Here is a 21919-nt window from a genome sequence, read left to right as displayed (position 1 = left end):
ATGAACACACACCTTATAAATAACCAATGGCATTCAGGCCAAGGCCCCGCTTTTAGCTCTGTTAATCCGAGTAACGGCAAAGTTATATGGCAAGGTAATGGCGCAACAGCTGAGCAAGTAGATGCTGCAATCAATGCAGCTAGAGCCGCACAAGTACAATGGGCAGATACGCCTATTGAGTCGCGTATAACCATACTTGAAAACTTTGTAGCACAATTAAAAGAGCACAGCGAAGAATTTGCAGCCATTATAGCGCGCGAAACTGGCAAGCCTCTTTGGGAAACACGCACAGAAGTAGGCGCTATGACAGGTAAAGTGGCCATTTCAATTAAAGCGTACAACGAGCGTACCGGCACCACTGAAAACCCAATGCCGGGTGCTAAAGCCTTTATACGCCATAAACCACACGGCGTTGTGGCTATATTTGGCCCGTATAACTTTCCTGGGCATTTACCTAATGGCCATATTGTACCGGCTATTTTAGCGGGTAACACCGTGGTATTTAAACCGTCTGAGCTAACCCCTCACGTTGCTGAATTTACTTTATCACTTTGGTTAAAAGCAGGCTTACCAGCAGGTGTTATTAACCTAGTGCAAGGTGAAGTAGAAACAGGTAAAGCTCTTGCTTCGCATCAAAACATAGACGGCTTATTTTTTACCGGCAGCTCAAACACCGGCCATTTATTACATAAACAGTTTGCAGGCCACCCAGGTAAAATATTAGCGCTTGAAATGGGCGGTAATAACCCATTAATCGTTAAAAATGTAGCCGATGTAAGCGCTGCAGTGCACGATATTATTCAATCGGGCTTTATTACTTCTGGCCAGCGCTGTACCTGTGCACGCCGCGTGTTTATTGAAAAATCGCTCAATGGCGATGCTATTTTAGAAAAACTTGTTAGCGCAACTAAAAACATTGTTGTTGATGACAGCTTTGCAAGCGATCAACCATTTATGGGTGCCATGATCAGCGAAAAAGCCGCCTTAGGCATGGTTGCAGCGCAAAAAGAATTAGTTGCAAGTGGTGGCGAAATACTTGTTGAGCTTAAGCAGCTAAAAGCAGGCACTGGGTTTGTAAGCCCAGGTATTATTGATGTAACTAACATTACCAACATGGCCGATGAAGAACACTTTGGCCCGCTCATTAAAGTGTATCGCTACAACGACTTTGACAGCGCAATAGCAGAGGCTAATAACACCAGCTTTGGTTTATCTGCAGGCTTACTTGGCGATAACGAAGATGATTACAGCCACTTTTTAAAGCGCATTCGTGCCGGCATTGTCAACTGGAACCGCCCTATTACGGGTGCCTCTAGTGCAGCACCGTTTGGTGGCATAGGCGCAAGTGGTAACCACCGAGCCAGTGCGTATTATGCCGCTGATTATTGTGCCTACCCTGTAGCATCAGTTGAGGCCGATAAGGTAAACCTGCCACAAACTTTAGCGCCAGGCTTAGTAATTGAATAAGTGAATAACCCAATTTAAGGATTTAACATGCACACTAACGTAAATACATTATTTGAAAACCTATGGGATAACTATTTAGCCGTTACCCCCTCGGCAGATAAAATTCATGATTTATTAGGCTCAACGCAAAAAGATGACATTATTAACGACCATATTGCGCTGCGGACCTTTAATATTGAAAAAGTAGGCCTAGAAAAACTAGCCGCGCACTTTTTAGCACTTGGTTATACAGAGTGTGGTGAATACCACTTTGAAGCTAAAAAGCTCTATGCTAAACACTACGAGCATAGCGATCCTAAGCAACCTAAAGTATTTATTTCTGAGCTATTAGTTGAAAAGTGTTCACCAGAGTTACAAGCCATTGTGACAGATATGGTAGAGCAAATAGATGAAAACGCAGTAACTGCCGATAACTTTTTATACTCAGGCACCCATTGGCAAGTAAGTAGCGATACTTACAAGCAGTTACTTGCTGAAAGTGAGTACGCAGCGTGGATGTCGGCATGGGGCTACCGTGCAAACCACTTTACTGTAAATATTAATATGCTTGCTAAGTTTGATAATATTCAGGATGTTAACCAAGCACTTAAAGACGCAGGCTTTGCCCTAAATACATCAGGCGGCGAAGTAAAAGGCTCACCAGAGGTGTTATTAGAGCAATCATCAACCCTTGCAGATGAGTATGCTGTCACCTTCAGCGACGGTGACCTGCGCATCCCTAGCTGCTTTTATGAGTTTGCCATTAGATACCCTAAAGCCGATGGCGAGCTTTACACGGGGTTTGTTGCAGCCTCTGCTGATAAAATCTTTGAAAGCACTAACGCGCGTTAAAAATAAAACATGCCTTAATGTTTTAACTTAAAAAAAGCCCGTTTGGGCTTTTTTTTATGACAAAAATATTTAGAACATTTACACTAAGTTATATGCCTGTATTTACTAAATTTTTGATTATCTTGCATGTACTGCTTATATCATCATTGAGCCATGCAAATGAACCACTTACATTACTCTCTAGAGCGAATGCGTCTACTGATGGCTTTTTAAACTCAGATAAAACGTTCGAAAGCCTGCTCAATCATACAATTAATACTAAATTGCAGTGGACCAACCAAGCTCGTTTAATCAAGCGGCTTATGGGTAATGAAGCAGTGTGCAGCTACGATATAATAAAAACGCCCGAGCGTGAAAAACATATTTTGTTCTCAAATATACCAACTACTATTTACGAGCAACGAAAAATATACGCATTTAAACGCACCTTACAAAACTTTCCTGAACGAGTCTCCGTTGCTCAACTACTAGAAAAAAACTTTACCCTTGCCGTAGACTCAGGAACGAGTTACCAAAAACTTGAGCCTGTTTTAACAAAGTATAATGAGCAAATTGCAGCGATAAGCTCAGAAGATACCAGCTCTCAACTACCTCAACTTCTCATCCATAATAGAATAGACATGATTGTCGATTACGAGGTTAACGTACTTGGTGCACTCACCAGTGAGCAACTAAAACAAATAGATAGTCGTGAAATAGCTGAATTTCCAGAATTTGTTAATGGCTACTTTGCATGTAGTAAGTCAGAGCTTGGCGAAAAAGTAATAAAAACCATCAATATTTTAATGAACACCCCCGAAATTTACGAGCGCTTACAAAAAAGTTTACAACAAGCCTATAGTGCTGATACATCCAGCGCTATGATGCTTGCTTACTCTCAAGAGCACGTATACTTAACCTCTGATGAGTAAAATCAATCGTCAAGATAAACTCAACAAATCAACATAAGTCAATGATTTTAATAACAAATAAATTATTTTGAATTTATTTAAAATTTTTATTGCGCTGGATAAAAACCTACATTATTATCTCGCCGCTTCTTGATGATAGCCAATCCGAGTACATTACAAACCCCGTTTGTAGCAAGGCGATAGAGCAACTATCCAAGAGTGAATTTGACTGTGCGTTTGCACTATTGATCTCACTCAACTGACTCGTGGATACACCATACCCGAGCAGTTGCTTAATTGACTCGGAAAATAAAATGGCTTTATCAACACAACTACAAGACACCGTAACTAAAGTACCTGCAGCAGCGGTTGCTGCAAATCAAGCAATTGATTGCGCGCAACCGAGTATTGCCCACATTGAACAACTTGCTTCACAATATGGCGCACCTCTAATGGTGCTTGACTGCGACGCTATACGCCGTCAATACCGTGCACTTAAACATGCACTGCCTGGCGTTGTGTTACATTTTGCTTTAAAGCCTTTACCGCATGCTGCTGTCGTGCGCACTTTGTTAGATGAAGGCGCAAGCTTTGATTTAGCAACCAGTGGCGAAGTTGACTTAGTAGCAAGCCAAGGCGTACCAAGCGAGCGTACAATTCATACGCACCCAATAAAGCGCGACAGTGACATTCGCGACGCACTTGCCTACGGCTGTACAGTGTTTGTGGTGGATAACATTAACGAGCTTGAAAAGTTTATTGCCTATAAAGATCAAGCCGAAATTTTAGTGCGTTTAAGCTTTCGTAATAAAGATGCATTTGCTGATTTATCTAAAAAGTTTGGCTGCAGCCCAGAGGCGGCAATCGACATTATTAGCCTTGCCCAGCAACTTGGTATTCGTATTAAAGGGTTATCGTTTCATGTTGGCTCGCAATCACCTAACCCAACTAAATACGTTGAAGCGATAAATGCATCTGCAAAAGTGGTTAAACAGGTGGCTGAGTTAGGCTTACCAGCACTTAGTACACTCGATATTGGTGGTGGGTTTCCTGTGCCGTACAGCGCAGATGTGCTACCAATTGATGTATTTTGTGCGCCTATTAATATCGCGTTGGCACAATTACCAGAAACAATGCAAATTATTGCTGAACCTGGCCGTTTTATTGTAGCAAGTAGTGTAACCAGTGTTGCCTCTATAATGGGACAAGCCACGCGCGAAGGTAAAACATGGTACTACTTAGATGATGGCGTTTATGGCTCTTTTAGCGGTTTAATGTTTGATGAAGCAGCCTACCCTATCGATAGTGCAAAACAAGATGGCGAGCGTTTTGAGTCGGTACTTGCGGGCCCAACATGCGACAGTATAGATGTAATAAGTGATTCAATTATGCTGCCAAAACTAAACAATGGCGATTTAATTATTAGCCGTATGATGGGTGCCTACACACTTGCTACAGCAACCGACTTTAACTTTTTTAAACGTGCTGAGGTCGTTGTATTAAACGAGCAAATGCACAGCCAAGTATTAACAGGTTAAGAAAATAAGTTCCTCGCTATAGGTACGCTGGCTTGTACCTATACATTTCAACGCAGTTGCTCATTCCAACTGCGTTTTTTTATTGCGTTAAATAACTGGGGCTTGTTTACCTTTTTGCTCAACAGAGCAGGCTCTAATAAAAGCAACCTGCGCTACTTATTACAAAAATAATGGTTTATAGTCGTTTTCTAACTGTTCAAACGATAAGTCGCCTATAAATCTGCCAAAGCTTAGCCACGTTGCTAAACCTCGTAAATCTTTAAAATGTGGTGGTACAAATTTTGGACTTTCTATTACACCTAAGCTATGTAATTGCGATATAAGTCTAAAATCATCAATCGATATTTTTCCGACCAACAATAATGGCAGCTGATCAATGCGCCCAAGCTGTATAGCAACACGAATTAAGTTATATACCAGCACAAATCCTTTAATGTAAGCAATATCCTTAGTAAAAGGTAAGCCTGTTGCCGTGCTGCCCCTGAAAACACGTTGTGCTAACGTATAGCTTTCATCTTTTGGAAGCCCTTGCGCTAAGTAGTCACGGTATATATCAACAAACTCTGCGCCATCAATCACTTTAGTAATTGCTTGAATACGATTTACTAACTTTGATAAACGCCTAGGCGTTGATTTAAGGGTAATTATTTCTGTTAAAACAGCTAAGCCTTCTTGAGTCACTGTTGAGCTTGGCGTCCCTTTACTTAAACAGGTTAAATAAGGCTGAGCTAGCCCGTTTTGCGTTGTACCTACGTGTATCCACCCTTCGTGCACTTCTAAAATATCGAGCTCACGCTGGGAGAATTTAACATCTTGATTTAGCTTAATGTTATTTGCACCTGCAGCAGCATCACTGACAATCCCATCGCTGAGCATAACCTCTACATTAATACCCGCCATACTGCTATTCACTTGCTCAGATAAAATACGCACGGCATCACTTGCATTAATATTTTTAGGATCATCAGGCAAAATATCGGCTATTAATAAGTTTTGCAGTGGTTTTTCTAACATATTGGCAAGTTCGAACAGTGAAGGTTCACCTGCATGAAATAAATCTTTTGGGTGACCAAAAAGCTCTACCGACAAATCATGAAACTCAGGCGTTCCTCTATACTCAAGCATACTGAGCACCGTTTTATACTCGCTACACATTTTACCCATGTATTGAGAAATAGGATTTAGCTGACCTAACTGGTTAATAATATTGCGGTGCAAGTTAGAAAACGCTTGGCGTAATTCGCTGGGGACAAATCCTAAATCTCGTTGCTGGTAATAGGCGCTATCGATTAGCGGGTTTTTTTGGCACTTTTGACTAAAAAACGTCTCTTTGATTTGTTTATCCCAGTTAATGGCATCGAGTATTCTAATGGGTGTTTGTAAAGCAATTAATTGCTCTGACAGTTCGCGAGTTTTAAGGAGTAAAGCCTTGTCTATCATAATGTAAGCTCAACAAAAAATGAGGCTTGAGAATAAGGTAAAACCAGTTAATAGCAAGATTATTTTAGCGCTTATTAGGCATTGTTTTTACGGTGATCGACCCTCATATATAAAACGTAATAGCTTTAAACAATAAAGGGTTAATGATGAAAAACGAACTCGATAACAAGCAGATCCTCTCTGTATACGAACGTATTCAGCAGCGCGGTAAACAAAATGATATTGGTAAACATTATCAAGGTGTTACGGCTTACTCTGACATTGACGGCTACACTATTTACTTAGAAGGTAGCGGCGTATTATTGCGCTTTGGGTTTCATAATGCTTATCACCTAGATTATGAGCATGACAAACATAAAGACGACTTTTTAAAAAAACTATACAACATTGCTAATGAGGAATAATGCAGCCAAGACGCATTCGTAAACGCACCACAAACAAGCAAACCACCTCGTTTATAAACCAGGTAATTACTGAGCTGCAAGCGCACCCAGAAAAGCTGGAGATAATCCGTCGAAACCTAAATGAATACCGCGAACAGACTCACCTTAAACGCGGTTTTTTACTGGCTATTGAACGCTTTGACTGGGTGTTTGAGGCCAGTAACGATGCTAATTTTATATGCCAACAAATCTTAGCCGATGATTACATAGGTAATCGCCTTAGACGCTACCCGCTATTATTTAAAGGCGTTATTAATAGCGCCTAATTTGCACGCCTTTTTTAACCTTAACACCTCCTCTTATAACCAATACACACTGCTACTTTTTTAATTAGTACACTAATTAAACATGTAAAATGGTTTCGTTTGCTTATTTAAAATACCCTTCGTACTCTAACTATTACCATTCTAACGAATATTTATCTTTTTTATTACTCATACCCCGTAAACAAATCCTTACTATTTTTACCATTTAAAAATAGAAACATAACTCACTGAATATAAGTAATTTTATTAATAAAGACCTGCATATAGCACTACTACAATTTAACCCGTTTTTATTAATAATCCATCTACATCTTGGTATCTGCTTGTTTACTTGCGCCTTGAATTGTTAGAGCTATTACATTAAGCTTATCTTTATTGAACGTTCAATTAATAAAAATTATGCCTAAAGTCGGAATGGAACCTGTCAGGCGTCAGCAGCTAATTGACGCGACCATTGAGTCAGTTGCACAGCGCGGTTTGCAAGGAACAACCATTAACACCATCAGTAAAAATGCGGGTTTATCATCTGGCATTATTAGCCATTACTTTGGTGGCAAGCAGGGGTTAATAGAGGCAACCGTTAGGTATTTGTTATCGAATTTAAAAAATGAATTAATTGAAAAAGTTGAGCCAACCACCAGCGCAATTGAGCGTTTGATGTTTATTGTTGAGGCCAACTTTGCACTTGTTCAACAGCGCAATGACACCACGCGAACGTGGTTAAGTTTTTGGGCGCAGTCAATGCACGATCAAGAGCTGCACAGGCTGCAAAATGTAAACAGTAATCGCTTGCAAAGTAATTTAGCATTTTCTTTTAAGCAACTAATGCCCGTAAAGCAAGCAAAACAAGCTGCAGAACTTAGCGCCGCCATGATTGATGGCCTATGGTTAAGAGCAGTATTAAGTCAATCTGACGAAAACCAATTTAAACACAGTGAAACATTAGCAAAAAGCTATGTACATTCACTCATCAAGCAATATGGAGCCTAGCGTGACTACACCTGTCTATCAAAACTTTATTAACGGCCACTTCCTTGCAAACCAAAGTGGTGAAACTTTTGATGTAAAAAACCCAGCCACAGATGAAGTTATTTACTCGGTAGAAGTTGCCGACGAATTTATTCAAAACGCGGCTATCGAAAGTGCAAAACAAGGCTTTGCTCAATGGTCAAAAATGAGCCCAATAGAACGTAGCCGTATTTTATTAAAAGCGGTTGCTTTATTGCGTGAGCGTAATGATGAGCTTGCCTTAGTTGAAGTGCTTGATACAGGTAAACCAATGCAAGAAGCTAACTGCGTTGATATAGAAACAGGCGCAGATGTAATTGAATACTTTGCAGGCCTAGCACCAGCGCAAGTTGGCCAGCAGCAAATGGTTGGCGAAGACTTTTACTATACCCGCAAAGAGCCACTAGGCATTTGTGCTGGTATTGGTGCATGGAACTACCCGCTGCAAATTGCATGTTGGAAATCGGGCCCTGCCCTTGCTGCAGGTAATGCGTTTATTTTTAAACCTTCTGAAGAAACCCCTTTAGGTGCTATTAAACTAGCTGAAGTTTTTGTTGAAGCAGGCGTACCTGCCGGCGTATTTAACGTTGTGCAAGGTGCAGGTGATGTAGGTCAGTGGTTAACCTCTCACAGTGAAATAGACAAAGTGTCGTTCACTGGTGAAGTAGGCACAGGTAAAAAAGTAGTGGCAAGCGCTGCTGGTACATTAAAAGATGTAACAATGGAATTAGGTGGTAAATCACCTTTATTAGTGTTTGAAGATGCCAATATTGAGCAAGCAGTCAGTGCTGCCATGCTAGGTAACTTTTATACGCAAGGCGAAATTTGTACTAACTGTACCCGTATTTATGTTCATAAAAATGTATATCAACAATTTATTAATGAGCTTAAAACACGTACTGAGCAAAATATTATTGCCGGCGACCCACAAGATTTAAATACTAACTTTGGTGCATTAATTTCTAAAAAGCATCAAGAATTGGTAATGAGCTACATAGAAAGTGGCTTAGCCGAAGGTGCAACACTACTTACTGGCGGTACAACTCTTTCTCCTGAATCCGCGCCTAATGGCTACTTTGTAGCACCTACGGTATTTACCGATTGCAACGATGACATGACTATTGTGAAAGAAGAAATTTTTGGCCCAGTTATGAGCGTGCTTGTTTTTGAAGACGAAGACGATGTTGTCGCCCGTGCAAATGGTACACACCTTGGCTTAGCTGCAGGCGTATTTACTAGCGATATTAAACGTGCGCACCGTGTTATTCACCAATTAGAAGCCGGTATTTGTTGGATTAATGCTTACGGTAATTCACCTGCTGAAATGCCTGTTGGTGGTTACAAGCAATCAGGTATTGGCCGTGAAAATGGCATAGAAACGCTTGATCATTACACGCAAACTAAGTCTATTTATGTGGGCATGGCCGACATAGAAAGCCCGTTTTAAGGTGGCAACTATGAGTAACACTTACGACTATATTATTGTTGGCGCCGGTTCTGCAGGTTGTGTACTTGCAAATCGCTTATCTGAAGATACAAACAATAAAGTGCTATTGTTAGAAACCGGTGGTAGCGATAAAAGTATATTTATAAAAATGCCAACTGCGCTCTCTATTCCTATGAATACAGATAAATACGCATGGCAATTTCACACTCAGCCAGAGCCGTATTTAGATAACCGAGAAATGCACTGCCCACGCGGTAAAGTGTTAGGCGGTTCGTCATCAATTAATGGCATGGTATATGTTCGCGGCCACGCGAAAGATTTTGACGAGTGGCAGCAACACGGTGCTAACGGCTGGGATTATCAGTCGTGCTTACCTTACTTTAAAAAAGCAGAAAGCTTTTATTTAGGTGAAAATGCGCACCGTGGTGGCACAGGCCCGCTTGGCGTTAATAACGGTAACGAAATGCAAAACCCGCTTTACACCACCTTTATAAAAGCAGGTGTAGAAGCAGGGTATGCACACACAGACGACTACAACGCAGCTCAGCAAGAAGGCTTTGGCCCGATGCACATGACTGTTAAAGACGGTGTGCGCAGTTCGGCCTCGCGCGAGTATTTAGACCCAGTAAAATCACGTAGTAACCTAACAGTTATTACAGGTGCTTTAGCACAAAAAGTGATTTTAGAAGGCAAAAAAGCCACAGGCATTGAGTACACAGTAAATGGCACTCTTAAAACGGCGCATGCGACTAAAGACGTTGTATTAAGTGCAGGTCCAATTGGCTCACCCCATATTTTACAGCTTTCGGGTATTGGCGATAAAGCCATACTTGAAGAAGCCGGTGTTGAGGTAAAGCATCACTTACCAGGCGTAGGTCAAAACTTACAAGATCATCTTGAGTTTTACTTTCAGTACAAGTGTAAACAACCTATTACCTTAAACGGTAAATTAGGTCTTATTTCAAAAGGCTTAATTGGCGCTAAATGGCTGCTGACCCGAAAAGGCTTAGGTGCAACAAACCACTTTGAGTCGTGTGCGTTTATTCGCTCAAAACCAGACGTTGAATGGCCAGATATTCAGTACCACTTTTTACCAGCGGCGATGCGCTACGATGGGCGCAGTGCATTTGCGGGTCATGGTTTTCAGGTGCATGTAGGTCATAACAAACCTAAAAGCCGTGGTAGTGTGGCTATTCAATCAGCTAATCCTGAGCAACCGCCGAAAATTTTATTTAACTACTTGCAGCATAAAGACGATATTGAAGGCTTTAGAGCGTGTGTGCGCCTAACTCGCGACATTATTGAGCAAAGCGCATTTGATGACTACCGCGATGAAGAAATTCAACCAGGTAAGCACATTCAAACCGACGAAGAAATAGATGCCTTTGTACGCCAAGCAGTAGAAAGTGCCTATCACCCGTCTTGTTCTTGCAAAATGGGCGAAGATGACATGGCCGTGGTTAATTCTAATACTCAGGTTCACGGTATTGAAGGGCTACGTGTTGTTGACTCCTCAATCTTCCCAACGGTGCCAAATGGTAACTTAAATGCCCCTACAATTATGGTTGCAGAAAAAGCAGCTGATCTAATTTTAGGTAAAACACCGTTACCGCAAGCATCTGTGGACGTTGCCATGAGCAGTAATTGGCAAACAACGCAACGTAATAGCGAGATTTAATTAAGCCATAACGTGCCTAACACTATGTAGGGCACGTTCAACTTGCAGTGGCTCACGGCGTAAATTGGTTACGCGGTGTTTATGCAAGCAATAAAACAAAAACGGAGAACTTATGAGTTACTTTTATTCATTTTGGGAGGGCGATAATGACTATATGGCTTAGTGCTGGCATTATATTTACGCTACTTGCAGTTATCACTATTTTATTTAAATGGGGTAACGTACGCGTAGTAGGCGTAACACCAGTGAGAACGTTTACCTTTATCGCAATCTTATTTACCTCAGGCCTAGACGTTGGCCTAATCATGTTTCCATTAACCGAATTTGCAGGTTATGCAGACATAAAAGCAAGCCCAGAATACGCGTTTGCAAACCCACTGGCTATTGAGTTTGGCTACTGGGGATTCTTGATCTGGGGATTTTACTTTCTTACGTGCTTTTATTTCTGTGTAATAGAGCCCAAAGTTAAATTTTTCGAAATTTCATGGGTTAAATTCATTAATAACGTGGTTATTATTGGCACATGTGCCTTTACAGCTTACCTACTGCTTTCTAACTTGCCGTGGTACTTACCAGAGCTAGGCGATGGTTCGAGCGTTATACCTACCTTCTACTTTATTGTATTTGCAGCTATTTGCTTTGCTGTGTACTCAAGTACAGATATTAAATACGTGCGCTTTTTAAGTATTTCTACAACGTGGTTATTTATCGCATTAATTGCCTTTATGTGGGTAGGTGCCTTTGTCGTTGGAGACAGCGAAATGTCGGCATTTACCAATAACCTTGCTGAAATTGCTACTTACTTTGCCAATATAAATCAGTTTGTTTTACCGCTTAATGACTACCATGAATTTTATCTATTTTGGTGGTTTGCGTGGAGCATTATGATTGGCCAATTTACGTCTCGTTTTGTAGGCGGCCTTAAAACATACCAAGTATTAGGTGCAATGCTGATATTTCCATCTATTCCGATTGCGATTTGGTTTAGCGTACTTTATCACTACCACGAAATGGGTATTTCAACAGCGGGTATTAAAAACTTTGCCATGGTATTTGTTGGGATAGTGTTTGTTATTAATTCGCTTGATTCATTAATACGCTTATACACAGATAACCTTAACTTAACGGTTAAACGTTTAGGTAAAATGAACTATATGATACTCAATATTGTTGCCCTTTCGTTACTAACCCTATTGTTTAAGCTTGAGTTTTTACAAATTCAATGGGTTGGCGCGTTAGTAATTGCACTGTTTTTTGGCTGTGCTGCGTTTATTGGCTACAGCAAATTTAAAACGGTTAACAATATAGACAGTTCGCCAAAAGCAAACAAAATAGATTACACAAAAATAGAAACTGTACATTAGGGATCAACAATGAATAACAAACTAAAACAACTAGCCGTAGCGCTACCTTTCGCACTTTTATCAACTACGGTGTCAGCTAACTGGTCAACAACCATTACAGCAGCATCTGACTATACTTTTAACGGTGTAACACAAACTGATAACGACCCTGCAATTCAAGCAAGCCTTGATTACGCGTTCGACAGCGGTGTGTATGCGGGTGCATGGGCATCTAATGTAGATTTTGGTGATGACACTGATTTTGAACTTGATGCCTACCTAGGTAAATACGTGCAATTAACTGACACAGTTAGCGCTGATTACGGTATTGCTTATTACACATACCAAGGTAATAACAGCGATGGTAACTACGCCGAAGCCTACACAAAATTTGGCTATGCAAGTGAGTATGGTCAAACAGAGCTAAACTTTTGGTATAGCTGGGATTACTTTGGTACAGGTGCTGGCCATGTTATTTCTATGATTGCCCACACCTTTGAAATTGCCCCGAATCATGCCATTCGTGCAAGCTTTGATATTTCTAATTCGCTTGATGGCGAAAAATGGGCATGGGATGTAAACCAAAAGAAATCATACAAACATTACCGCCTAGCGTATCAAACTAGCTACGAAGACTTTGGTATTGAGATTGCTGCTGAAGACACAAGCCTAGATTACGATTACGCTGATGAGCGTATAGTACTTGCTATATCACGCACATTCGATTTATAAAATTGTAGTTGTTAGATTCTACAAACAAAAATGCCACTTTTAAAAGTGGCATTTTTTTTACTAAATTTTAAGGCTCTAGCCCTAAAGAACTTAGTTTTATTTAGGGGCAATTAAGCACAATATAGGGTTTAACATTTCGTGGCCTAAATAGCTGCGCCAGTGAATGCTCAAGTTAATCGCTATCGGTAGGGGCAATTTAATACCATAGCATGGGCCAAAAACCCTACATAAGCTATTAAATTACCTATAATAAACAGGCTCTAACTTTCTATTTCCCACGCGCTGGTACCCGCTGCAGATAAGTTAGCGGTATTTTTACGTAAAACTTTGTTACCCACATTTATAGATGATTGAGGGCGACTAACCAAATAGCCTTGTACAGAGCTTACTCCCATGCGTTTTACAAGTTCAAACTGCTCGATTTCTTCTACGCCCTCTGCCACTATTTTAAGTCCTAACTTTTGACCTAATTCGCTAATCGTATTCAGGATGTCATTGTACTTTGGACTTTTATCGGCTTGAGAGATAAACGAGCGATCTATTTTTATTACATCAATGGGCAAATCAGCCAATGTACTTAATGAACTAAAGCCGGTACCAAAATCGTCAATAGCAATTGTCACACCTTCTGCACGAAGCCGCTCAAGCTCTTCAATCATACTTTTACTGGCTTTAATAAACGTAGACTCTGTTATTTCTAGCATTAAAGAATGCGATGGCAGCCCTGTGTTTTTTAGGTTTTTCATTATCCAATCGTACACTGAGCGGTGTTTTAGTTGCACACCCGATACATTAACCGAAATTTTCACTTTGCGCATACCGGCATTATGCCATGCCGCCATTTGCCTACACGACTCATGCATAATCCAATCGCCGAGCTCTAAAATAAGGTTAGACTCTTCGGCAATAGGTATAAACTCCGCCGGTGAAATCATCCCTTCTATAGGGTGATCCCAGCGTGTAAGCGCTTCAAAATAATCTATCATGCAATCTTCTACATGCACGATAGGTTGAAAAGATAAGTAAAAGTCTTTACACGCAACCGCCAAACGCAGCTCTTCTAATAAATAGTGATAGCGGCGCATTTTATTACCCATCTCTGGGGAGTACACTTTAAAAATGCCTTTACCATCGCTTTTTGCACGGTACATTGCCACATCGGCCAATTGCAATAATGCTTGTGGTGTTGATGCGCTCTCTGGGTACGCCGCTATACCAATACTGGCGCTAATTTTTATTATTTTATTACCCAGTACAAAGTCTTTTTCAAGTTCACTGAGTACGTGCTTAGCAATATCGACTACTTTATTATCGGTATCTACCGACTCAATAAAAATTGAAAATTCGTCACCGCCTAAACGTGATAAATTTTGCTCTAACTGATTCGCCTCGTTAATATTACTTAATTTATGATGGCGTAATACGTTAGCTAGGCGCGTAGCAACCTGCACCAAAATTTCATCACCAAAGCTGTGGCCAAACGAGTCATTTACCTGTTTAAAGCCATCTAAGTCAATAAACAATAAGGCGCATTTAAGCTGCTCTTCGTCAGTAAAATTTATTTGCCTATCTATATGCTCAATATAAGCATGGCGGTCAATGAGCAAAGTTAGCTTATCTTGGCAGATACTTGTTTGTGTTTGCTTTAAATAATTAGCAACATGGGTATTTAAATTGTTTATTGACTGGCTTAAATTACCCAGCCCTGACGGGTTGTCGTGTTGCGGTTGTAGGTTAAAGGCTACAAGCAATTGATTAGCGTTGTTATTCAGTTGTGCAATTTGATGCTGATAAGAGATTTTTTTACGCTCTTTACGAATAATTGTAAAGCCAACAAACAATACCATACACACCAATATAAAGTTTATTGGCGACGTTAACGTCATTAAAATAAGCTTTGTTGCGTTTGCAGCGATAAATTCCGTGTCGGTAGTTTTAACTAACAAAAAATCGGCAGAAGGCTGGTGTATTAAATAGTGCCCATTGAGCATAGGGTTATACCAAGGCGCCATTTCGAGCGTTGTATCTACAATATCAAAGTGGCGCAAATCTATATCAGGATTGAATAAATTAATGCGGTTAATCTGGTTTGTTAGTTCGATGTTTAAACAAAAGCAAAACAAGATAAATACAAAAAAAATGCCGCCTAAGGGTTTAAATTTATTCATCAACAAAATCCATCTAAATTACTTATCCTATAAACCCGTTACTAAAAGACGATTATATCGCCTGTTTTTAGTACTAAGCAAGCCATAGCACAGTCCTTATTCATTAAAATTTTTAGAACTGTACTCAAAAAGAATAAATTAATGCTTAATAATTAACTAATTATAGAGTGTGATGAATAAAAATAAACCTTAAGCTTAAAATGTTTGAAAAAACTAATATTACAAGTATTTAATACATACCATCGATTAGTTCGATAATTTTTTCTTTCGCGTCTATAAACTTATCCAAACCACCGCCGGTGCGATAAGATGCTTGCGCAATTTTTTTATTGGTTTGAGCGTCTGTAACCCAAATATTCGCGTATGACATGTACAACGCTAAATCCCAATGCCAGTTAGCCACGTAATAAGCAACGGCATTACACCCTGCGATGTCAGCATTAGGTAATTCAGTTTGATACTCCTGATGTTTCAATACATAGTTAGCAGCAATTACACGTGTTTTGACGTTATGTTTTGCAAACCCTTCTTCCATTGCTGTGACAACGCCTTCTTTAACTGCCTTATGTTCAGCTATACATACTACTTCTGGTTTCACAGTGTCAAAGCGAGTTATATCTTGCTTAGCAGCACAACCCGCTAGGGTTGCTACCATTGCAGCTGCGATAGTTATTTTTATTGTTTTCATATTCATCCTTTTAATGGTTATTTAAAGTTGCCATGCATAGCTAACTTTTGTAAAAAATGTGCGTTGATCTCTTTCAACGTGTTTTAGGGAATCGTCTTGATAGCTTTTATCTGAGTAGCCTAAATAAAATAATGTTTGAGCATTAATTTTGTACGAGTAAACTAATTGGCTGCCATAGTCTTTATTAATGTGGCTAACTTGGTAGTAGTAGGCGTCTTTATTTCTATCAATGTCTTCAAATTGCAAGATAAGCTTAAGCATAGCGCGCATGCTAAATTTATAATAAAGCCTAAAATCTAATAAGTTAGCGGTATAAACTCGCTCCCCTTGAGGGTTATCTAAAACGCTGTAGTTATGCGTAGCGTCTACTTGCCAATGATCGTTTATATCCCACGTAACTTGTGTTTGCGTTGCATACGAATCGCCAATTTGCTCATTGGCGTAATCAATGCGGCTGCCATACTCACCATAAAACGAAAGCCATATATTATTTTTAGGTTTAAAGCCCGTATAAACAAAGCCAATATTTTGGTTATAAAAAGCATCATTATAGTTTTCATAACGATGCAGTAAGCCAATTTCAAAAATAGACTGCTTTTGCCCTTTTAATGTTATAAACCCTTGGTATTCTTCTTCAAGTAGGTCGCCATTTTGCGCCCATGTTTTATCCCAATCAGCCTCATAAGACCATGACGTTAATAAGCCAGATTCATCTGCATACCAGGTTTGTCCGCCCCCAAAGCCTACGTTCTCATAATCTACTTTTTCTTGATAACCTAAGTCAGTACGATAGTCTTTACCTATATTTTCGTAGCTAGCAAACAAATTGTAGTCACGTTTATCACGGGTAAACTCTATAGCGTACGCTTCATCAGATTGAGTTTTAGATAAGTTATAGTTACTTGTTAAAAAATCAGAGTTTTTAGAATCTGTTGTAGCTACCTGGTAGGTCAGTAGATCTGATTGATTAAACCAATAGCTGCCATCGACAGAAAGCACCGTATTATAGTAATCATCGCTTTCGCGGTGAGTCGTACTTAGCCCTATAGTGCCTTGTTGGCCAATATCGTATTGATAACGCGCCGCTGCTGCATGGGTTTTATCCTCTAAAATTGCAAAACCAGAGCCTTGATTTGTTGGCAATAAAATATTGCTATTATTGTCATCGGCATACATAAATGCATAGCTATGTTGCCCTGTTTTACCTGTTAATTTTGCCCCTACTTCAGGCTCTGCAATAGTGCGGGTGTACAATAGTTCAAATAAACTGCTTTTAAAGTAGGATGCGCCATCTAAAAAAAATGGTCGTTTTTCTGCATAATAAATTGAGTACGTGGTATTTACATCAAGGGCTAACGCATCACTTTCTATTTGCGAAAAATCTGGGTTTATAGTGGCATTAATTACCGCATCTTGTGTAACCCCCCAGCGTAAATCAAGGCCAGCTTCGGTGTCTATATCACCATTATCCCACTGCCCTGGCAAGGTAGGTTTTGAATCATTTCTGAGCGCCGTAAGTGTGGGCGTTAGTTGCAGATTTTTGCTGGCTTTTATATTTTTAAAACCATTTAATTTATCAAACTGACATAAACTGCATTTTATATCTCGGTCAAACCCCATATTTGAAAGCTGATACAGTACATCACGTTGGTAATTTCGCATAAGGGCAAAGCCCCATGTTAAATCTGTTTTATTTTCAGGAAATCTTAGCGCTTTAAAAGGTATACGCATTTCAACCACAAACCCTTGGTCGGTAATTTGCCCTGCGCTATCCCATATTGCATCCCAAGACGGGTCTGATTGCCAGCCATCGGTGTCACTCATTCGCGTATCACCTTGCGCACCCAATGGATTTACATAAAATTCGTAAGCTGAACGTTCGTCGTTAAAAGTGTCAATAATTAAAATAACCGTATCATCTTGCCAAAGCGTATCTCTATCACGTAGTGACGCTGTTATTTCGCTCGGCTGTGGATCTTCGGCTACAAAAGCAACATATAAGTGGCTGCCATCTTCATACATGTAAGCATCGGTTTTAACCGGTGGGGTGCCCTTTTCGTTAGGCTCATCTTGAAATGCTATAGGAACTAAAGTGGCATTTTTCCAGTGGGGCTCATCAAGTACGCCATCTACAGTAATATCTGCATTTATATGTACAAGAGAATGCTGCTGTTTTTCACTGGCATAAAGGTGGTTAGAAAATAAAAGTGCTAATAAGAAGGGGAATAAAGCACTGCATTGTTTTTTTATAATTATTAAGTACTGCATAAACATCCATTTAGACGTGTTTACCCTTAAAAGGTAAACTTATTTTTGAAGTGTAATTTAAGTCAGTACATTTGTTAATAGTTTGATACTAAAAACAATAGCTTTTTTAACTAATTAATATTAAAGGCTTAATTTAAAAGCTAGGTTTCAATTAATTTAAGCTTATTAGCCACACCATTCCAACTATCGGCATCAGCAGGCGCTGGTTTTACCTCAACAATGCGTGGCCACACCAATGCAAGCTCAGCATTAAGCTCGGTAAACTCTTTTTGGTCTTCCGGCAGCTCGTCTTCTTGGTAAATTGCTTCAGCTGGGCACTCTGGTACGCATAATCCACAATCTATGCAATCAATAGGGCTTATTGCTAAAAAGTTAGGGCCTTCGTAAAAGGCATCTGCAGGGCACACTGCCACACAATCTGTGTATTTACACTTAATACAGTTTTCGGTGACCACAAACGCCATAATAGTTTAAACCTAGTAATTAATTATCTAAAGCGAGGATCATACCCAACCCCATTAAAAACACAATAAATATGTGCCATCTGCGGTCAATTTAACGTAATATATGCGCCCTTAATGTATAGCCATTACGTGCCCTACACTTCTTATTGTGAGCGGATACTATTACCGCTAAGACACCTAAAAGAGATAACAATGATACGTTTAACCGAAATAAAGCTGCCGCTTGATCATAATGAGGACGCTATAGGCCAAGCCATAGTTGATAAACTAAAAATACAGCCAGCGCAGCTACACAGCTACAATGTGTTTAAACGTGGGTACGATGCACGTAAAAAAACGGCTATTTTACTTATTTATACCCTCGATATTGAAGTAGATAACGAAGAAGCGCTGTTAAACGCATTTGCAAAAGATCAGCACGTAAAACCCGCCCCTGATACCTCATACAAATTTGTTGCCCACGCCCCCGCTAACCTTACTGAGAGACCTATAGTAATTGGCTTTGGCCCGTGTGGATTATTTGCGGGCTTAGTGCTGGCTCAAATGGGTTTTAACCCTATTATTTTAGAGCGCGGTAAAGAAGTACGCGAACGTACCAAAGACACCTTTGGCTTTTGGCGTAAACGTACCCTTAATACAGAGTCTAATGTGCAGTTTGGCGAGGGTGGCGCAGGTACATTTTCAGACGGTAAACTATACAGCCAAGTAAAAGATCCAAAACATTACGGGCGTAAAGTTATCACCGAATTTGTAGAAGCCGGCGCACCAGATGAAATTTTATATGTAAGTAAGCCACACATTGGTACGTTTAAACTTGTTACCATGATTGAAAAAATGCGCGCACGTATTATTGAACTTGGCGGCGAAATCCGCTTTAGTACCCGCGTAGACGACATTCATATAGATGATGGACAAGTAACTGGCTTAACGCTTTCAAACGGTGAAAAGCTCAATACCCGCCATGTAGTACTTGCTGTCGGACATAGCGCCCGTGATACCTTTAAAATGATTCACGATAAAGGCATTTACGTAGAAGCAAAACCGTTTTCTGTGGGCTTTAGAATCGAGCACAAGCAATCGATGATTGATGAGTGTCGTTTTGGGCCTAACGCGGGTAACCCCATTTTAGGCTCTGCTGATTATAAACTCGTTCACCATTGTGATAATGGCCGCACAGTTTACAGCTTTTGTATGTGCCCAGGAGGGACTGTTGTAGCCGCCACCTCTGAAGAAGGCCGCGTAGTAACAAACGGTATGAGCCAATACTCTCGTAGTGAGCGCAATGCAAATAGTGCCATTGTAGTAGGTATTACACCTGAAAAAGACTTCCCTGGTCACCCGCTTGCCGGCATTGATTTGCAACGTAAACTAGAAGAGCAAGCCTATGCATTAGGCGGTAGCAACTACGATGCACCAGCACAGTTAATTGGCGACTTTTTAAAAGGAAAAGCATCGGGCGATTTAGGTGATGTACAACCATCGTTTACACCAGGAATAAAACTCACCGATTTAGCAAATGTACTTCCGCAGTTTGCTATCGATGCAATACGCGAAGCCATTCCAGCCTTTAATAAGCAAATTCGTGGTTTTTCTACAAACGACGGTTTATTAACAGGGGTAGAAACCCGTACATCATCACCTATTAGTATCAAGCGCGATAAAAGCTTCCAAAGCATAAATACTAAAGGTTTATACCCAGCGGGTGAAGGCGCAGGTTACGCAGGTGGTATTTTATCTGCAGGTATTGATGGTATTAAAGCGGCTGAAGCCGTTGCACTCTCAATGTTAGAAAACGCTTAACCCTTTTAAGTTATTAATCAAAAACCTCACTTAGTGAGGTTTTTTTGTTTATACCTTGAGCTAAATTGAGGCACAAAAAAACCTGAGTAAACCTCAGGTTTTTAAAAGCGCTACACTTTGTAAGCTTACTTTTTAAGGGTAAGCTTGGCGCCTTTTAAGCTTTTACGCACATTTGAAATACGTGAGCGATTTACCGCACGTGCTTCGCCTGTTGCTTGGCCTGTTGGCTTATTAGTACGGCTACGACGTAAATGCGCTGGTTTTTTACCTATTTTATCAATAAGTACTTCACGGCTACTTACTTCATAACCCTCTAAGTAAACACGCTTGATTTTTTGGCCAATTAACGACTCTATCTCAAACAAGGTGTTTTCTTCTTCGCGGCTTACAAACGAAATAGCTTGGCCTTGATTACCAGCACGACCTGTACGGCCAATGCGGTGTACGTAATCTTCTGCAAGCCATGGTAAATCAATATTAATTACTCGTGGTAGGCCTTCAATATCAATACCACGCGCTGCAACTTCGGTAGCCACTAAAACACGTACTTTGCCTTCTTTAAATTCACGAAGTGCGCGTCGGCGGTTACCTTGCGATTTATCACCATGACATACAGTGGCAGGAATACCATCAAGGTTAAGCTCTTTAACCAGCTCGTCCGCCGTTTCTTTCATGTTTACAAACACAAGTACTTGTTGCCAGTTCTTTTTACCAATCAGCTCAGAAAGCAGCTCTTGTTTACGGCGCTCTTCAACTGGGTACACAACATGCTGTACCGTACTTGCAGTACTATTGGTTTGATCTACGCGAACAATTTCAGGCTGTTTTAATACTTTTGCTGCAAACTGCTTAATAGCCGCTGGAAAAGTGGCTGAGAAAAGTAAAATTTGGCGCTGCTCGTCACAACTTTTAATAACACTTTGCATATCTTCAATAAAGCCCATATCAAGCATACGATCAGCTTCATCAAGTACTAAGTGTTTAACGCTTGCTAGGCTTAAATTACCTAAACGAATATGATCAAGTAAACGCCCTGGAGTTGCAACTACAACATCTACGCCGTCTTTAAGTGCATTTGCTTGGCCTGCGGTATTAACACCGCCAAATAGACTCACTACTTTTAAAGCGGTATGTTTTGCATAGGCTTTAAAGTTATTTGCTATTTGCTCTGCAAGCTCACGAGTTGGCGCAAGCACTAACGCGTGCGGAGCATTGCTTGTGCTTAGCTCAGATTCAGTTAATTTTTGGATGATAGGTAAAGCAAACGCAGCCGTTTTACCTGTGCCTGTTTGGGCACTTGCTAAAACGTCTTTACCTTTACGAACAGCCGGAATAGCTGAACGCTGAATGGGCGTAAGGGTGTGGTAATTAAGTTCGTCTAACGCCTGAATAAGTTCAGGGGAAAAACTAAAAGATTTAAAATTCATGCTGTATAACCTGCGGCCACA

General features: G+C 40.3%; 18 protein-coding genes. 12 read left to right on the top strand and 6 right to left on the bottom strand.

What is annotated here, in order from left to right; all coding sequences use genetic code 11:
• The 4 genes from astD to CWB60_RS06335 all read left to right on the top strand — a co-directional run bounded on the left by astD (position 1) and on the right by CWB60_RS06335 (position 4726).
• The gene (gene astD / locus CWB60_RS06350; RefSeq protein WP_138577263.1) at positions 1-1467 is read left to right on the top strand and encodes a succinylglutamate-semialdehyde dehydrogenase; all 1467 of its coding nucleotides are present in this window, start codon (positions 1-3) and stop codon (positions 1465-1467) included.
• Positions 1468-1494: 27 nt separating this feature from the next.
• Positions 1495-2298 (top strand): DUF1338 domain-containing protein, encoded by an 804-nt coding sequence (locus CWB60_RS06345; protein ID WP_024031784.1) that lies wholly within the window; start codon positions 1495-1497, stop codon positions 2296-2298.
• A gap of 56 nt (positions 2299-2354) precedes the next feature.
• A complete protein-coding gene (locus CWB60_RS06340; RefSeq protein ID WP_138577264.1) occupies positions 2355-3209 on the top strand; it encodes a transporter substrate-binding domain-containing protein in 855 nt (284 codons plus the stop codon).
• A 293-nt stretch (positions 3210-3502) separates the two neighbouring features.
• The gene (locus CWB60_RS06335) at positions 3503-4726 is read left to right on the top strand and encodes a type III PLP-dependent enzyme (RefSeq protein ID WP_138577266.1); all 1224 of its coding nucleotides are present in this window, start codon (positions 3503-3505) and stop codon (positions 4724-4726) included.
• Positions 4727-4885: 159 nt separating this feature from the next.
• Here the strand turns inward: CWB60_RS06335 and CWB60_RS06330 are convergent, their stop codons facing one another.
• On the bottom strand, positions 4886-6166 hold the full coding sequence (locus CWB60_RS06330) for a flavohemoglobin expression-modulating QEGLA motif protein (protein ID WP_138577268.1): 1281 nt from the start codon (positions 6164-6166) through the stop codon (positions 4886-4888).
• Positions 6167-6312: 146 nt separating this feature from the next.
• On the opposite strand from CWB60_RS06330, the gene CWB60_RS06325 reads away from it, so the two are divergent.
• The 7 genes from CWB60_RS06325 to CWB60_RS06295 all read left to right on the top strand — a co-directional run bounded on the left by CWB60_RS06325 (position 6313) and on the right by CWB60_RS06295 (position 13083).
• Positions 6313-6570, top strand: a complete 258-nt coding sequence (locus tag CWB60_RS06325) for a DUF3081 domain-containing protein (RefSeq protein WP_024031788.1) — start codon at positions 6313-6315, stop codon at positions 6568-6570.
• Positions 6570-6875 carry a hypothetical protein gene (locus tag CWB60_RS06320; RefSeq protein ID WP_138577270.1) on the top strand — a complete coding sequence of 102 codons (306 nt, stop codon included), beginning with the start codon at positions 6570-6572 and terminating at the stop codon, positions 6873-6875. Before CWB60_RS06325 ends, CWB60_RS06320 begins: the two co-directional genes overlap by 1 nt.
• Before the next feature lie 414 nt (positions 6876-7289).
• Positions 7290-7865: a transcriptional regulator BetI gene (gene betI / locus CWB60_RS06315; protein WP_024031790.1), complete on the top strand. Its 576-nt coding sequence runs from the start codon at positions 7290-7292 to the stop codon at positions 7863-7865.
• Position 7866: 1 nt separating this feature from the next.
• Positions 7867-9330, top strand: a complete 1464-nt coding sequence (gene betB, locus CWB60_RS06310) for a betaine-aldehyde dehydrogenase (RefSeq protein WP_138577272.1) — start codon at positions 7867-7869, stop codon at positions 9328-9330.
• Positions 9331-9340: 10 nt separating this feature from the next.
• Entirely contained in the window at positions 9341-11008 is a 1668-nt protein-coding gene (betA, locus tag CWB60_RS06305; RefSeq protein WP_138577274.1) for a choline dehydrogenase, read from the top strand.
• Between the two features lie 146 nt (positions 11009-11154).
• A complete protein-coding gene (locus CWB60_RS06300; RefSeq protein WP_138577276.1) occupies positions 11155-12372 on the top strand; it encodes a BCCT family transporter in 1218 nt (405 codons plus the stop codon).
• A 9-nt stretch (positions 12373-12381) separates the two neighbouring features.
• Positions 12382-13083, top strand: coding sequence for a TorF family putative porin (locus CWB60_RS06295; protein ID WP_138577278.1), 702 nt, complete (start codon positions 12382-12384; stop codon positions 13081-13083).
• Between the two features lie 260 nt (positions 13084-13343).
• On the opposite strand, the gene CWB60_RS06290 is transcribed toward CWB60_RS06295, so the two are convergent.
• From CWB60_RS06290 to fdxA, 4 genes are all read right to left on the bottom strand, one after another.
• Positions 13344-15251 (bottom strand): putative bifunctional diguanylate cyclase/phosphodiesterase, encoded by a 1908-nt coding sequence (locus CWB60_RS06290; protein WP_024031793.1) that lies wholly within the window; start codon positions 15249-15251, stop codon positions 13344-13346.
• Between the two features lie 229 nt (positions 15252-15480).
• Entirely contained in the window at positions 15481-15939 is a 459-nt protein-coding gene (locus CWB60_RS06285) for an Sbal_3080 family lipoprotein (protein ID WP_004586456.1), read from the bottom strand.
• A 21-nt stretch (positions 15940-15960) separates the two neighbouring features.
• Positions 15961-18207, bottom strand: coding sequence for a carbohydrate binding family 9 domain-containing protein (locus tag CWB60_RS06280; protein WP_138577280.1), 2247 nt, complete (start codon positions 18205-18207; stop codon positions 15961-15963).
• A gap of 140 nt (positions 18208-18347) precedes the next feature.
• On the bottom strand, positions 18348-18671 hold the full coding sequence (gene fdxA / locus CWB60_RS06275) for a ferredoxin FdxA (RefSeq protein WP_029774458.1): 324 nt from the start codon (positions 18669-18671) through the stop codon (positions 18348-18350).
• A 192-nt stretch (positions 18672-18863) separates the two neighbouring features.
• Between fdxA and CWB60_RS06270 the strand changes: the two genes are divergently transcribed.
• On the top strand, positions 18864-20471 hold the full coding sequence (locus tag CWB60_RS06270) for an NAD(P)/FAD-dependent oxidoreductase (protein ID WP_138577282.1): 1608 nt from the start codon (positions 18864-18866) through the stop codon (positions 20469-20471).
• A 125-nt stretch (positions 20472-20596) separates the two neighbouring features.
• Here the strand turns inward: CWB60_RS06270 and CWB60_RS06265 are convergent, their stop codons facing one another.
• Entirely contained in the window at positions 20597-21898 is a 1302-nt protein-coding gene (locus tag CWB60_RS06265) for a DEAD/DEAH box helicase (protein ID WP_004586461.1), read from the bottom strand.
• Positions 21899-21919: the final 21 nt, after the last annotated feature.

This window comes from Pseudoalteromonas sp. S327 (genome assembly GCF_005886415.1).
In the GTDB taxonomy this organism is placed as follows: domain Bacteria; phylum Pseudomonadota; class Gammaproteobacteria; order Enterobacterales; family Alteromonadaceae; genus Pseudoalteromonas; species Pseudoalteromonas atlantica.
Note: the sequence above shows the minus strand (reverse complement) of the source record. Positions and strands in the feature narration are given on the sequence as shown.

What these genes read in the sequence shown, in the direction of transcription:
- astD (WP_138577263.1), top strand. Translation starts at nt 1, where the DNA reads ATGAACACACACCTTATAAATAACCAATGGCATTCAGGCCAAGGCCCC.
- CWB60_RS06345 (WP_024031784.1), top strand. Translation starts at nt 1,495, where the DNA reads ATGCACACTAACGTAAATACATTATTTGAAAACCTATGGGATAACTAT.
- CWB60_RS06340 (WP_138577264.1), top strand. Translation starts at nt 2,355, where the DNA reads ATGACAAAAATATTTAGAACATTTACACTAAGTTATATGCCTGTATTT.
- CWB60_RS06335 (WP_138577266.1), top strand. Translation starts at nt 3,503, where the DNA reads ATGGCTTTATCAACACAACTACAAGACACCGTAACTAAAGTACCTGCA.
- CWB60_RS06330 (WP_138577268.1), bottom strand. Translation starts at nt 6,166, where the DNA reads ATGATAGACAAGGCTTTACTCCTTAAAACTCGCGAACTGTCAGAGCAA.
- CWB60_RS06325 (WP_024031788.1), top strand. Translation starts at nt 6,313, where the DNA reads ATGAAAAACGAACTCGATAACAAGCAGATCCTCTCTGTATACGAACGT.
- CWB60_RS06320 (WP_138577270.1), top strand. Translation starts at nt 6,570, where the DNA reads ATGCAGCCAAGACGCATTCGTAAACGCACCACAAACAAGCAAACCACC.
- betI (WP_024031790.1), top strand. Translation starts at nt 7,290, where the DNA reads ATGGAACCTGTCAGGCGTCAGCAGCTAATTGACGCGACCATTGAGTCA.
- betA (WP_138577274.1), top strand. Translation starts at nt 9,341, where the DNA reads ATGAGTAACACTTACGACTATATTATTGTTGGCGCCGGTTCTGCAGGT.
- CWB60_RS06300 (WP_138577276.1), top strand. Translation starts at nt 11,155, where the DNA reads ATGACTATATGGCTTAGTGCTGGCATTATATTTACGCTACTTGCAGTT.
- CWB60_RS06295 (WP_138577278.1), top strand. Translation starts at nt 12,382, where the DNA reads ATGAATAACAAACTAAAACAACTAGCCGTAGCGCTACCTTTCGCACTT.
- CWB60_RS06290 (WP_024031793.1), bottom strand. Translation starts at nt 15,251, where the DNA reads ATGAATAAATTTAAACCCTTAGGCGGCATTTTTTTTGTATTTATCTTG.
- CWB60_RS06285 (WP_004586456.1), bottom strand. Translation starts at nt 15,939, where the DNA reads ATGAAAACAATAAAAATAACTATCGCAGCTGCAATGGTAGCAACCCTA.
- CWB60_RS06280 (WP_138577280.1), bottom strand. Translation starts at nt 18,207, where the DNA reads ATGCAGTACTTAATAATTATAAAAAAACAATGCAGTGCTTTATTCCCC.
- fdxA (WP_029774458.1), bottom strand. Translation starts at nt 18,671, where the DNA reads ATGGCGTTTGTGGTCACCGAAAACTGTATTAAGTGTAAATACACAGAT.
- CWB60_RS06270 (WP_138577282.1), top strand. Translation starts at nt 18,864, where the DNA reads ATGATACGTTTAACCGAAATAAAGCTGCCGCTTGATCATAATGAGGAC.
- CWB60_RS06265 (WP_004586461.1), bottom strand. Translation starts at nt 21,898, where the DNA reads ATGAATTTTAAATCTTTTAGTTTTTCCCCTGAACTTATTCAGGCGTTA.